This is a genomic window from Lysinibacillus halotolerans (assembly GCF_003711845.1).
Taxonomy (GTDB): domain Bacteria; phylum Bacillota; class Bacilli; order Bacillales_A; family Planococcaceae; genus Ureibacillus; species Ureibacillus halotolerans.
The window spans coordinates 33,841-48,569 of sequence record NZ_RHLQ01000006.1; the positions used below are offsets into that span (position 1 = coordinate 33,841).

Genomic DNA, 14,729 nt, shown 5'->3' on the forward strand with positions numbered 1-14,729 from the left:
TTGTAACGTCAAAACGTAAAGTTTATCTTTCATTTTACTATATTAAGAAAAAACCTTCGAAAAAACAGCCTATTAATTTGAATCAAATTAATAGACTGTTATCTTTAAAGCTAATTGAAATGAATCTCCTTTTGAGCATTATATAAATATAAGACTTTTTCATCCACTTTTACTTGTAAAATCGATTCAATCGCTTCACTATAAATTCGAAGCTGTACTTCATATCGTTTTTTCATTTCATTTGTTAAAAAAGGTTCCTCTTTAAAAGACGGCAATATTTTATCAGTTTTATAATCAAGGAGCACCCAACGGCCTTGTTCATCTTGAAATAAACAGTCTAAAATCCCTTGTACAATTTGTGAATCCCCTTCCTCGTCTTCAATGCTTAAAGTAAAAGGAATTTCTCTATACAATTGTACTGCTCGACTAAAACGTTGGCCGATATCGGAAGCAAAAAACTGTAAAACCTTTTCAAGTTCAACTACTGCCAATTCTTCCGAAGTTAAGAGCTTACGATCTACTAATGATTGTAGGTAAGCTTGCACTTCTTCCACACGGTCGAAACCTCTTTGTGGAATATGTTGCATAACCGTATGAATAACGGTACCTATCTCTGTCGCAGATAATCCTTTTTCTTGTAAAAACATCGGTCTTTTCATAGCAGAAGAGGATGTCGATTGAATAGGGTATGTCTCCTCTTCTTCCCGTTGTAAATTTTCAATCCGTTTAATCTCTGAAACACTCGTCTTTGATTTTTTCAAAATGGCATTTTTAAACGGATAACCTGTTGTAAAACGGTTTCTTAACTCGTTATAAACCTTCTCATCTAGATGGGTATCTGCCTGTTCTCCTGCTTCTTCTTGCTGTTCTGAAGTAATGCTATTCATAAAGAAGGTGTTGGAAATTGGTGTAATTCTCCACTTTGATGGGTGATCAATTGGACGATACTCTTCATCGCTAAAAGGCTCAAAGGAAGCATGTCTAGCAACAACTGGTCCAATCCAATCTAAATAGCTTTTTGCTCTAGCACGTAAATATTCAGGTAACATCAAATCGGTAGGTAGTTGTTGTACTTCACACCATTTTGAACGAACCTTTTCCCAATCCTTTACTGAACCAACTAAAATCAATCTTTCCTTTGCGCGGGTCATAGCTACATATAAAATTCGCATCTCTTCCGCTTTCATTTCGAGAATTTTTTTCTCTTTCATGGCTAAAAACGGCAGTGACGTATACATAATGCGGTCATCTGGATCAATAGCTTTCACCGCTAGTCCAAACTGTTGGTCAAATAAATAAGCATTACTAAAATCCATTTGGTTAAAACTCCGACCTAATCCTGCAACAAATACGACTGGGTATTCTAATCCCTTTGAAGAGTGAATCGTTACAAGTCTAACAACGTCGTCCTTTTCTCCGATTGATTTGGCGACACCTAAATCATCGCCCCTTGAACGCATTCGATCAATAAATCGTAAAAATCGGAACAGTCCTCTAAAGGATGTCTTTTCATACATCAATGCCCGATCATGGAGAGTTCTTAAATTCGCTTGACGTTGTTTGCCATTCGCCATAGCACCGACCATTTCGTAATAATTTGTATCTAAATAAATGCGCCAAATTAAATCGGATAGGGAACCACGGCGAGCTAAATTTCTCCATGTGTCAAGCTGTTGTAAAAACCTTTGAAGCTTTTCGCTAGTCTCAGAATGAATACCAGATTGTTCTTCTTCTACAAATTGTTTTACTGCTTCATAGAAAGGTGCTTTTCGATTAGCAAGACGAATTTTAGCTAATTCATTTTCTGTACAGCCAATAAATGGAGCTCTTAGGACGGAAGCTAACGGGATATCTTGATATGGATTATCAACGACTTTCAATACGTTCAACATCACCATCACTTCCAGTGCTTCAAAATACCCTTTTGAAGATTCCGCAAATAACGGAATACCAGCTGCTTTAAATTCTTCAACTAAATCATTCGACCAAGTCATGGAACGCATTAAAATCACGATATCGCTATATTTCATTGGTCGAATACGTTTAGCAGGATCTTTCTGCTTCGTATCATAGACCGTTGTCCCACCGTCCATTAATTCACGAATTCGTTTAATAATAAAACGGGCCTCTTGTTGAGATTTTTTTATCTCTTCTTCGATGATGAAATCCATTTCAGCGTCTTCATCGATTTCTTCTCCATCATCTTCCTGCTCTTCATATATGATGGCAAGTTCAATTGGCATTTCAACAGAATCATAAGGGGCTCCAGGCTTTAGGCCAGCCTTTTCATCATATATGATTTCACCGACCGTCTCTCCCATAATTTGTTCAAAGACAAAATTCGTTCCATGTAATACTTCTTGCCTGCTTCGGAAGTTCGCATTTAAGTCAATTTTTAATCCATTGGAAACAGGTTCTTCTTCAAAGTGTAAATATTTATTTAAAAAGAGCATTGGTTCTGCTAAACGGAAACGGTAAATGGATTGTTTAACGTCTCCTACCATAAATAAATTCCCATCCATTTCACTACCACTTTTAACGAGCTGCAAAATCGTTTCCTGTAACATATTCGTATCTTGATATTCATCTACTAATACTTCTTTAAATTTTTGTTTAAAATCTAATGCAACAGGTGATGGTTGCAGTTTACCATCTTCCTTTACCGTTAAAATATCTAGAGCGTAATGCTCTAAATCGGAAAAATCGACTAATCCTCGTTGTAGTTTAGCTTCTTTGAACTTATAACTATAAGCTTCTGTTAATTCCACCAATGTTTTAATGATTGGTGCCATTAAACGAATTTCTTGTAAAAGGCGTTCCGGCTTTCGTAGAAAGAAAGATTCCTTTATTTGAGATAGGATTTTTTTTGCTTGATCCCGCTTTTTCTTTGCCCTTTCCTGAAGAACTGGATCACAACTATCCTTTTTCATTCTTGCTAATGTCGACCATTTTAAACGATTGAAAAATTCATAGGCTACTTGCCAAGTACTGTGTTCCATAATACGAATAGCTTCTTCTATTAAAGCAAAATCTAGTTCTGCCGTTTCTCCATAGGCATAAGGTCCATCTGGCTTTAAGGCAAGTTGTCGAACTTCTTCAATATGCTCCCGCGCTTCTTCTAAACTAAATTTAATCGATTTTTTTAATGGCTCTATAAAATCAAGTTCATCGATTGTTACATGCTCAGGTAAATCATATTGTTTCGGTAAAGAGCGTAACCATTTTGTCGGTTCAGGATGTACACGGGATGTTTCATATAATTTATCGATTAACGTTTCGATTGCTTGATCATCACGGTCCGATGTAAAACTATCAACTAATCGATAGACTGCATTTACTTTTTCTTCGTCTTCACTATCGTAAGCCTCTTCCAACACTTCCGCTAAAACATCATCACGAAGTAAGGCTGACTCCCCTTCATTTGCTATACGAAAACCAGGGTCAATGTCTATTAAGTACGCATATTGGCGCACAATCGCTAAACAAAAGGAGTGAAGCGTAGAAATTTGTGCTTTATTCACTAAGCTTAATTGACGTCGTAAATGCTGATTACGAGGATCTTTCGCAATTTCCTTTTCAAGGGCTTCTGCCATTCGGTGGCGCATTTCAGCAGCGGAGGCATTAGTAAAAGTAACAACTAATAGTTCATCCACATCAATTGGATTTTCTTTCGAAATTACTTTTTCTATCATTCGATTAATTAGTACAGCTGTTTTACCTGAACCGGCAGCTGCTGAAACTAATGTATCTTGACCTGTGGCCCAAATCGCCTTCCATTGTTCATCTGTCCAAGTTACATCTGGTTGTTTTTCAGGAATCGATAGACCCATTATTGTTCAACTCCTCCCGTATTTTATTGACAACATTGTTCGGTTTATCTGCTTGAAGGGAATGATATAATTGCTCATGATCAGTTGGATCAAATTGACAGACCGATTTAAAACTACAAAAATCACAGGCTGTTTTTCCCTTTAATCGGTATGGATAAATGCCTGTTTCACCGCTCAATATTCCATCACCAGCAGCTTTATGTTTTTTTCTAACATATTGTTTAATTTGATTCATATCAGCAGGATGTACGACCCGTGATAATGATGGGGACGCTGTTCCATCCTTCTTTAAATAAACTGGTACAATTTTCGAACTACCACCAAGTTCCAAATCTTCATCCATCGCAATTAATGATTCCGCATTTTCAGTAAGAAGGCCTTTCATTTTGTATTTCTTCATTCTTTCCATTTCTAATGTAGAGTCATCTAGCTCTTCTTCTACTTTTAAAATTGGATTATGAACGTGAACATATAAAACTCCAGCTGCCTCTACATCATCATCTAACCAAATATTCGCATTTTCAACTGCAACGTCTAAATACGTTAATAACTGTAAAGAAATTCCATGATACACTTCATTCAAATCTAAGTCGCGACTTGAAGATTTATAGTCGATTACTCGTAAATAAGATTTGCCTCCAACTTTAGCACTGTCAATACGATCGATTCGACCGCGAATATGCATTTTGCGTCCACCCTTTAAATCAATTTCTAAAGGTGGAAGTTGTTCATTTGGTCCAAAGGCTGCTTCTATCGCAACGGGTTTAAAGAAAGATACCTTCGCATGTTGGGAAAGGGCCATCATCGTTCTTTCTACAATTCGTATTAATTTACGTTGTATATATCGATATCGGGCACTACTCAATAATATTTGATGAGAAAACACAGGAACGATTTGCTCCACAGCTTGTCGCGCTAATTGACTACATTGAGCCCGTGTTAATCGATTCCACTGCAGGTTTTGACGCTCTGTTTCTAATGTAATCCATTTTAATGCTTCATGGAATAGGTCACCCATTGCAAAATTTTCCAATCGATAAACGGCTCGCTCTTCTAAACGCAATCCATAAGTTGTAAAGTGGGAAAATGGACAGCGGTAATATTTTTCAATACGGGAAACACTTGATGTTAATTCTGTTCCGTATAGAGCTTCCGTTATTTCAGGTGTTAATCTTTCCGCTACATTTTTCTTTTCAATAGGACGCATTACTCCATGTAATACACCTTTCCAATATGGGTCTTGTTCATAAAACGTTTTTAATGCTTGCCATTCAGTTGCAAGTTGTGCAGTATGTTCTACTTGGCGTAATTGCATCATTAAAAAGGCAAGAGACGTTCTAGGATGACGTAAATATCGAAGAACATTACTGTTTTCCAATTCTTCGCTTGGATCAATGAATACGCGATGATGGGGTAAAGTTTTTACACCATTTACTTCAAACAATTTATGTAAACGATTCACATAAAGGGATGGGAGTAATGCTTTGCTTTCTTCATCGCTACTTGCGAACGTTACATAAAGTCGATCAGTAGGTGAAGAAAAAGCACGATATATTAAAAACGCTTCTTGTAGTAATCTGTGTTTTGATGTAGGTGAAAGTTCCGTATCTATTTCAGCAAACCATCCACGTTCCACATCCGTTATTAGTCCTTCGTAATCCATCCGCATCGGATATACACCATCATTAACCCCAATAACAAATACAACTTTTTTATTGTCAAAACGGGAGAATTCAACGGTCGCAACCGTTACCTCATCAACGGAAGGAGGAATTTTAGAAAATTGGAGAGTATCGTACCCTTCATCCAAAATTTGTGCTGCTTCTTCAATAGATAGTGGTTGATCGCCGAACATATTCACAAATTGGTCTAATACATTAATCCATCTATTCCATGCTTGGTCATGTTCACTTGCTCCATCAAGTTGATGTTCCTCTAATTCAGCATCTTTTAACGCTTGAAGTTTATCGTATATTTGCAGTTCATCAATGCAACGATAAAGGGCCATTGCAATTTCTCGCCCCGTCCTTGCCGTTTTCAAGTCATCTTGTAATTTTTTTAGGGGCGTCCGAATGATTTCCTTCATTTCATCAATCAAGGATTGCATTTCCAACTCTTCATCCGTTTGTCTTTTCGAGTAAAATTCTAGTCCACGGTACTTTTTATAAAACCAGCGGGAATCTTCAAACCAACGGTGACCGTAAATCCCTTGTGCAATAATAAAGTTTTCAAATAGATCTCCTTTTTCCCTCATTTCTTTTAAATTGCTTTTCAACGGGAAAAACAAATCCGTTTTCACACTTCTAAATATCGGTTCATATTGCCAGTTGGATACGATGACTTCAAGAATAGAACGACTAAATTCAATTAAAGGATGGTGAAGCATTGATTTCTTTTCATTTGTAAAAACAGGTATATCATATTGGGCAAATATCGTTTCAATTAATGGATCATATATATCTGCTTGCCGATACATAATCCCAATATCTTTATAACGCATGCCTTCTTCTTGGACAATTCGACATATTTCCCGGGCAATTCCGTGAACTTCCGCTCTGCGATTTGCCCCTTCTAAAATTTGAACATAACCGTCGGATTGGATTGGTTCCACTACTGGTTCGTGAAATTGTTCTTCTACGTGTTGTAAATCATGATTATGGAAACGATAGCAATTATCCAAATGAATTCTTGGTTCAATTTCCAATTGAATTTTATAAGCTTCTTGAAGTAATTTATCGTACATCACTGCTGGTCGATAAAAAACAGCTTGGTCATTATATTTATCCTTTTCATCTTCAAAAGGTAATACGATCGTGACTCTTTTAGCTAATGTGAGCAATTGTTTTACAATTTCAAACTCACGAACAGTAAAGGCTGTAAAACCATCAATGTATATATGGGCGTCTTTTATTTTTTCAGAGTTTTGCAGTTGTTCTAATAAAACGGGATAATAACTGTCACCGTCTACATAACTATCCCCTAATACTTCTTCCAATTTCGTTAAAATTAACTGTAAATCCTTTGATTTTGCTATTAATGTATTAGGAGCACCTGTATCCTCTAATTTTTCAATGACCCCTTTTAAAGCCAAACTGTCGATATTATATTGGTTAAACTCCTTAATTAACATTTCTACTTCCTGGGTAAAACCACGTTTATCTGCAGCTTGGCGGAATAATGAAAATTGATCTTTGTTTTCTGTAAGCAATCGACGGATTAACATTCGATAACCAATTTTATCGATTTGTTCTTTTGCAATCCCACCGGTTTCTTGTAAGATATACCATGCTAAACGTTTAAACGTTACAACTTGAGCTCGTATAATTCCTTTAATATCATATAAATTGGTAAGCATATGCTCCGCTTGATAGGACATTTGGTCTGGTACAATTAAATAAATAGGTGAACCGAGTGGTTTTTCTTTCAATTCTTGTACGATTTCTTCATGAATGAAAGTAGTCTTTCCTGTACCGGCTCGTCCACTAATAACTCTTAACGACATAATGCTCCCCCTCTTTGATTACTAACTTCTATTATATAAGAATATATGTTCGATTCTTTAAATTTTTTATATTTTAATACATATTAACCAGATAACTTTCATTGATATTTCTCTATTATAATATTTTTTTATCATGATAGAAAAAATATCGAATTAAAAAGAGCAGTTTATAACAACCGCTCTTTTTTTACAGACATTTTCACTTTTTTTTTCTTATCGGATTGTTCACTTAAATCTCGATCAACTTTTTTATTCAAATGTTTTTCTATTGCTTTCCCAATGAACCAAAGCAAGAAAATCGCAACCCCTGCGATAATTAATTTTATCGGATCTGTTAATAGTGCTTTTAAGTCATAGCCGAGAACACTCATACTTGCAATCATAATAAATTTCCCCGCCATAATGACAAATAAATAATATTTTTTCTTTATGTTTGAAAGCCCGGCAACAATATTAACTAATACAGATGGGGTAAACGGAAAACAAAGTAAAATTAAAAGTGGACTTATTCCCCTCATATCCACCCATCTTATAAGTTTTTGCACCTTTTCTTTCCCTATAAAAACTTGTAATCGAGGATGTTTTCCAAACTTTCGAACGATTAGAAATACAACATACGATCCAAGTACCGTTCCAACCCAAGATAATAAGAAGCCAATCCATAAGCCATAAGAACTTGCATTTGCAACTACGATTACAACTAGTGGGAGGAAAGGTAAAAAGGCTTCAATAAACGGAAGTAAAATTCCGATTAGCGGTCCAAGTGTCCGATAATGTCCTGCTAAATTTTCAATATTTTCTACTGTAAACCAATCGTTCACATGTTCCACCCCAATATAAATCAAATATAAAATAGAGATAAGATCTCCTTCTAATAACCTTAATAAATTTAACCTTTGTCTAAATTAGAAACTAAGCTGTCTATGTAGATGTAATTGTTACTGCCACCTAATTGTATGCATTTTTCATAATGATAGCATTTGCAACATCGACAATATTTAACCACTTATAAAAATAATTTTTTAAGGAATTTTCTAATTTTTTCTTGATATCATTATAGTAGAAATTATTATTCATTAGACATCTTTTGTATGACAAATCTATGAAATACTATTGCCCGATATCCATACTTTTTATGACCTTATACATAATTTCCTTTTAGTAATTAACGAAAAATAAGGTTATTTTGTTTCATATTATTTTTATAATTGAACATTGCTTTACTAGAATCTATCCATTAAAGTTATATATTACTAGAATTATAGCAATCAATACTTTTTGATGAAACGAAAGGATTGTAAAAAATTGAATACACAAATGAATGTAAATGAAGCACTTCCCCTTGATACATTTTCACAAGGTGTTAAAGACTGTATCCCGACTCTACTCGGGTATATTAGTATTGGAATAGCATTTGGTGTTATTGGGATTACATCCAATTTATCAGTTCTAGAAATATTTCTATTATCGGTGCTTGTATACGCCGGGTCTGCCCAGTTTATTTTCTGTGGATTGTATTTAGCTGGTGCTCCCTTTTCAGTCATAATTATTACTACATTTATTGTAAACCTCCGACATTTTTTAATGTCTTTAACCGTTGCCCCCCATCTAACCCAATACTCTGCATTGCGAAATATAGGGTTTGGGACATTATTAACAGATGAAACCTTTGGAGTAGCTGTTACAAAACTTGCGAAGGAGAAAACCATTGGTGGTAATTGGATGGACGGGCTAAATCTAACTGCTTATTTCACATGGATTGCCTCCTGTACCCTTGGTGGTGTAGTAGGCAAATGGCTTCCTAATGCTGAAAGTTGGGGATTAGATTTTGCCTTAGTAGCAATGTTTGCTGCTTTGCTTATTATCAACTTAGTCGATGTAGGAAAAACGAAGTTAATGCATTACTTAAAATTAATTGCCCTAATGGCCCTTATTATGTATGTTCTTTTATATTTTCTTCCTGGACATATTGCGGTGCTGATTACGACAATTATCGTTGCTACAATTGGGGTGGTGACGGAAAAATGACGACTTCCTTATCCATGATATTATTAATGATTGGTTGTGCCATTGTCACTTGGCTCCCAAGGGTAATCCCCTTTATGTTAGTACGTAATGTAAAATTACCGGATGTAGTTCTTAGATGGTTATCCTATATCCCTATTTGTATTTTAAGTGCCCTAGTGTTAGAGTCATTATTTAACTCCGAAGGAACTATTGTTACTTTAAATTGGTTAAATGTTATAGCATTTATACCTACATTAATTGTTGCTATTTTTACAAAAAGTCTATTTAAAACGGTAATTGTAGGAGTTTTAACGATGGCTATTTTAAAATTTTTCCTATAAAAAAGTGCGAAAGTCTTTTTGAGACTCTCGCACTTTTTTCAATTCATACTTTATAAAATATTATTTTACCGGATCATTATATTGATTATTCGGCTATTAAAAGTCCAATACGATGGTGATCATCACTATATACAACATGTTGCGTTAAGCGTACTTCCTTTTGATGATTCAACACTTCTAAGCGGCAATGGGCAGCATTAATTTGTAACGCTTCATATAATTGACGCTCTGTATGAACTTCAACCCCATTTACCTTTCGAATCACTTCACCTACATCTAACCCCATTTTGTCGGCCGGTGAATTGGGTAATACTCCCGCAATCATAACACCCATTGATTGTGGAGATACCGCATAAATGTCCCTTTTCTCACTGACTTTGTAAGCAATCGCTAGAACGATTCGAGCAACTGCACCAACAACTAAACAAATGATTCCAACGATTGGCTCAAAGTAAGCAACAAGCCCTCCCATTACAACTAGCACTCCTAGTAAAACAATTTTACGTCCCATTTTAGGATACAACTGTACCGGTAAGGAACGGCGGGCCATTTGCTGAAATCCTAAAACAATTGGAAATAAGACTAATGAAAATTGGGTCGCACCTAACGAGAATTGTGGCCACCAAGGCATATAGGCATCAATTGCATTGCCAGGAATAACAAAAAATATTGGTAGTATCCAAATTTTTTTACTTAAAAAGGCTACTGATTTCAATCCCCGTTTTGTATTTTCAACAATGGGCGATGCATAAGATGCACCATTTTTTCGTATTAACAGCCCTTCTGCAACAAGTAACAATCCGACAAGTAATGTTGTCGTAACGGCTGTACCTTCTGTTAAGTTCACACCATTAAACTTAAATCCTAATAATGAGAAGGTCCAGTCGAAATAATCCATGACCATTAATGCTACTAAACTTAAAGTAAAGATTAAGATAGGAGAAAGGAAATGGAAAACATAAAGGATAAGTGCTATCATACTAGCAATTGTCACAAAATATAAAAGCTCAGCTGATACAGTTAACCCAAAAGCGATTGAAAGTATGGAGATGCATAATGAAACTAGTAGACCTTCACTTAACAAGCCTTTTGTTTCAGACCATCCCCATAAAATACGGGTATGGAAAAACTTCCTTTCCCTTTTTACACGACGATAGCCTAAATAAACTGCCATTAAAATTGCTAAATAAAATAGTGGGTTGATAAACATACGTCCAATTGCTATAGCAATTTCTAATAATATTTCTGTAACCATTTTTCCACCGCCTAATTACTAACTATTGTCATTGTATCAAAGGAATTACCAAATGCGTAGATATAAACTAACTATTTCGCGGTGAAAAAATAGTTTATGAAGTCTATTATATAAGATTTAACTTCTTTTTTTTGATTAAATATCTCCTTTTAATCGATTCATCATAACACTAATCCCCATATTTAACTGTACATCATTTTCCATATTTTGTTTATATGATGTAACTTGCTCTCTAATACTAGCAAAAAATTCATCATCCATTTGACGACCGTTTTTTAATTTATTTTTCTTTCGATATTGTACGACTGACTCTGCTGTATCTTCATCGAAGAAACCATCCGTCCTAGTAATACTATAACCAAGACCACTTAATACTTTTTGAGTGTAGGCAATTTCTTCACTAAAGTCACCTTTACCAAACTCTCCACTTAAAGGAATTAGTTCTAATAAAAATAGTGGATGCTGCTCTACTTCTACATCGGCCTGAATACCTTTCCCATGAATCCACTCTCTTTCTGGTGTTAGCCATTTATTCGTGGAAAGTTTCAATTCGCCACCATTTTCGAGTCCCCAAGTTTCTTGCACGGTTCCTTTACCGAAACTTTTTGATCCTACAATAATTGCCCGTTCCCAACTTTGAACGGCTCCTGCCATTACTTCACTTGCAGAAGCACTTCCTTCATTTTGAAGAACGACAATTGGGAGTTTTTTCATTGTATTCAAATAAAATTCTTCCGCTTCAATGTTTGATGTTTTTAATGGTTCCATCTCACCGGCACCGTTTTGCATGTAGGCAAATGTTGTATTTGCCTTTTCAATACTACTTACGACAGCAGCTACGCTATGTAAATATCCACCTGGATTATCACGTAAATCAACTATCAATCCTTCCACATCTTCACTCACTAGTTTTTGAGTCGCATTCACCCACTCTTCGGCTGTTCGTTCACCAAACATTGAAATCGAGATGTATCCAATATTCGCTTCATCTAATTCTAGTACTTTTGATGTGACGGTTTCATTATTCATCTCTGCCCTTTCGACGCTCACTTTAATATGACGTTCCGTACTAGGACGATATAAAACGAGAGTAACTTTTTCCCCAGCTTTTCCTTGTATCATTTGCATTAGTTCGCCAATTGTTTTCCCTTCCAAACGTTGATCATCCACTTGGACGATTTCATCGAATGGTCGGATACCGGCTTTTTCAGCAGGAGAAGATTTTACAGGTGCTACAACAATAAATTTCCCATTTTTTTCTGTTATTTCAATTCCAATTCCTACCCTTTGTCCAGCCAATGATTGTTTGTGTAAAGCAGCCTCCTTTTCTGTATAGTACGTACTATAAGGGTCTTGTATGGCATTTGCCATCCCCCTTATTGCTCCTTCTATCAGCTCTTCTTCCTTTGTACCGTATACAGATTTTTGAGTAATAAGGGAGTAGGCTTGGTCAATAACAGATACATCGCTGACCTTCGATTTATCATTCCCACTATTTAAATTGTTCCAAGTTACACCCCCAGTGACAATGATACAAAGTAAAGCAAGTATTAAAAAAATTCGACTTTTCCGCATTATTTACCTCCTCTCGTTCAATCTATGAAAAAACAAAAGGAGATAACACATCGGAAAAGCCGAATTTTCTATTTTAATATTTATATCGTTGTTCCAACATCGTTTTAATTTAAATTTGTGACATATTCCTCTAATTTTTTTTGATCAAGGGGACCAACAATATGGTGCTGAATTCGCCCTTCTGTATCAATCATAAAGGTGGAAGGGATTGTTAAAATTTGATATAGGTCATCTACCCCCTTCTCTTCCATTAATAGAATGGGAAATGTTAGTTCATAACTGTTAACGAATTGTTGGACTCTTTTTACAGAATCCTTATTATACGTTATATTGATGCCGACGATTTCAACGTTTTCTTGTTTTGCATATTGGTCATAATACTCTTGTAAATGGGGCATTTCAATTTTACAAGGTGGACACCATGTCGCCCAAAAATTTAAGACAACCTTTTTCCCTTTTAAATCAGACAATTTAAACGTATCACCAGATAAAGTCTTTAATGTGAAATCAGGTGCCAATTGTCCCTTTTCTAACCCTTCTTCTTCTAAGTCTATTTCATAACCGATGGCATTTTCATCAATTGCTTTACTTTTATCAACTTGATTTTTTATATACGTACTAAGCATGATAACAACGAGTGTCATAATGATGATTAGACCAATTATTTTCTTCATAATCTACTCTCCAAAATATTATTAACGATATGTTTGTAAATGATGTAGAAGTTTACGATTCATTCTTCATTTATCCTTCATTAGAATAACACAGAACTGAAAAAGACCAAAAATTTGAAGTATCGACCGAAAAGAAAAGCAGACTTGTTGTGAACACACAACATCGTCTGCTTGTTTAACTTTTTATAAAGGAATGTAGTTTAATGGGTTTACACTGCCAACACTTTGTCTTACCCAAGTTCCAATATGAATTTCAAAGTGTAAGTGTGGACCTGTTGATGCCCCAGTACTACCCATGGCAGCGATATGTTGACCTTTTGATACTTGAGTACCAACACTTACATGAATTGAACTTAAATGTGCATAAAGAGAAGTGAAAATTTGTCCATCAATGGAATGCGTAATCATAACAACATTACCATAAGTGGATAAAGGTGCTGCATAACTTACAACACCATCTGCTGCTGCTACGATTGGAGTCCCTGTACTATTGGATAAATCGATTCCGTAATGCATTTTACGTTCCCCTGTAATTGGGTGAATTCGAACGCCATATGGGCTACTGTATCGACCATTTGCAGGTTTTGTCCAATTTCCGGATGATACAGCTGGTGCTGAACCACTGTTACTACTTCCACTGTTGCTACTTCCGCTATTACTGCTTCCGCCGTTGCTACTATTATTCTTTTTAGCATTTTCAGCTTCTTTTTTCTTTTGTAGCTCTTGTTGACGAGCAATCTCTAGTAGTCTTTTTTGTTCAGCAGCGATTTGAGCATTGATCTCATCACTAATTTCAACCGCTTCTTCATAATGCTCTTCTAATTGTTGCTTCTCACTGGAAATTTGCGTTTGTTCTTGCTCAAGTTCTTTTACTAGTCTATCTTTCTCAGCTTTTTGAGAATCAAGGGAAGACTTTAAACTTTCTAGCCTTGATTTATTTGATTCTAATTCATCTTTCGTTTTTTCAACGGTTACCTTTTGTTGATCTAGCTTTTCCTGATCTTCTTTTTGCTCTTTAATAATTTGACGGTCTGCATCCATTAACGTATTAACTGCAGAGAAACGGTCAATGAAATCTACGAAACTATTAGCACCTAATAAAACATCGATGTAACTAACAGAACCATTTGCTTGAAGTGCGCGTGCACGTTCTTCAAGTAGCTTGTCCCGTTGTTCGATTTTTTCTTCAAGGGCTTTTATTTCCTTTTTTAACGTTTCAATTTTCTCTGTTGCTTCTGTAATTTCAGTTTCAACAGCAGCAATTTCATTATCCGTTTTTGAGATTTCATTGTTTAAATTGGAAATTTGAGCAATCAATTGATTTTGCTTGTCCTCTAAAACATTAATTTCAGAAGATTTTTCATTAATTTGGCTTTTTAACTCATTTTTTTGGCTTTCAATTTCTGATTTTTCATTTTTTAACTCTGATAAACTTTCAGCATATGTAGCTGGCATTTGAATAGCAAATACTAATGCCACTGCTGAAGCAAATACTGGAAACGTCTTTTTTCTCATTTTCACAAAAGATGACTCCTTTCAACTTAA

At 35.4% G+C, this 14,729-nt stretch carries 9 protein-coding genes; 2 read left to right on the top strand and 7 right to left on the bottom strand.

The features are described from left to right. Nucleotides 1-110 precede the first annotated feature (110 nt). The 3 genes from addA to EC501_RS04120 all read right to left on the bottom strand — a co-directional run bounded on the left by addA (nucleotide 111) and on the right by EC501_RS04120 (nucleotide 8,153). A complete protein-coding gene (gene addA, locus EC501_RS04110; protein ID WP_122971029.1) occupies nucleotides 111-3,830 on the bottom strand; it encodes a helicase-exonuclease AddAB subunit AddA in 3,720 nt (1,239 codons plus the stop codon). Beyond that, the gene (gene addB / locus EC501_RS04115; protein WP_122971030.1) at nucleotides 3,811-7,332 is read right to left on the bottom strand and encodes a helicase-exonuclease AddAB subunit AddB; all 3,522 of its coding nucleotides are present in this window, start codon (nucleotides 7,330-7,332) and stop codon (nucleotides 3,811-3,813) included. The genes addA and addB overlap by 20 nt, the downstream gene beginning before the upstream one ends. A gap of 167 nt (nucleotides 7,333-7,499) precedes the next feature. After that, the gene (locus EC501_RS04120; RefSeq protein WP_122971073.1) at nucleotides 7,500-8,153 is read right to left on the bottom strand and encodes a TVP38/TMEM64 family protein; all 654 of its coding nucleotides are present in this window, start codon (nucleotides 8,151-8,153) and stop codon (nucleotides 7,500-7,502) included. 496 nt (nucleotides 8,154-8,649) lie between these two features. On the opposite strand from EC501_RS04120, the gene EC501_RS04125 reads away from it, so the two are divergent. Further along, nucleotides 8,650-9,360 carry an AzlC family ABC transporter permease gene (locus EC501_RS04125; protein WP_122971074.1) on the top strand — a complete coding sequence of 237 codons (711 nt, stop codon included), beginning with the start codon at nucleotides 8,650-8,652 and terminating at the stop codon, nucleotides 9,358-9,360. Continuing rightward, entirely contained in the window at nucleotides 9,357-9,680 is a 324-nt protein-coding gene (locus EC501_RS04130; RefSeq protein ID WP_122971031.1) for an AzlD domain-containing protein, read from the top strand. Before EC501_RS04125 ends, EC501_RS04130 begins: the two co-directional genes overlap by 4 nt. 85 nt (nucleotides 9,681-9,765) lie before the next feature. Here EC501_RS04130 and EC501_RS04135 read toward each other — a convergent pair whose 3' ends face one another. The 4 genes from EC501_RS04135 to EC501_RS04150 all read right to left on the bottom strand — a co-directional run bounded on the left by EC501_RS04135 (nucleotide 9,766) and on the right by EC501_RS04150 (nucleotide 14,699). Next, nucleotides 9,766-10,935, bottom strand: a complete 1,170-nt coding sequence (locus EC501_RS04135; protein WP_122971032.1) for a PDZ domain-containing protein — start codon at nucleotides 10,933-10,935, stop codon at nucleotides 9,766-9,768. 135 nt (nucleotides 10,936-11,070) lie between these two features. After that, nucleotides 11,071-12,510 (bottom strand): S41 family peptidase, encoded by a 1,440-nt coding sequence (locus EC501_RS04140; protein WP_122971033.1) that lies wholly within the window; start codon nucleotides 12,508-12,510, stop codon nucleotides 11,071-11,073. 104 nt (nucleotides 12,511-12,614) lie between these two features. Beyond that, entirely contained in the window at nucleotides 12,615-13,184 is a 570-nt protein-coding gene (locus EC501_RS04145; protein ID WP_122971034.1) for a peroxiredoxin family protein, read from the bottom strand. Nucleotides 13,185-13,367: 183 nt separating this feature from the next. Beyond that, a complete protein-coding gene (locus EC501_RS04150) occupies nucleotides 13,368-14,699 on the bottom strand; it encodes a murein hydrolase activator EnvC family protein (RefSeq protein ID WP_122971075.1) in 1,332 nt (443 codons plus the stop codon). Nucleotides 14,700-14,729: the final 30 nt, after the last annotated feature.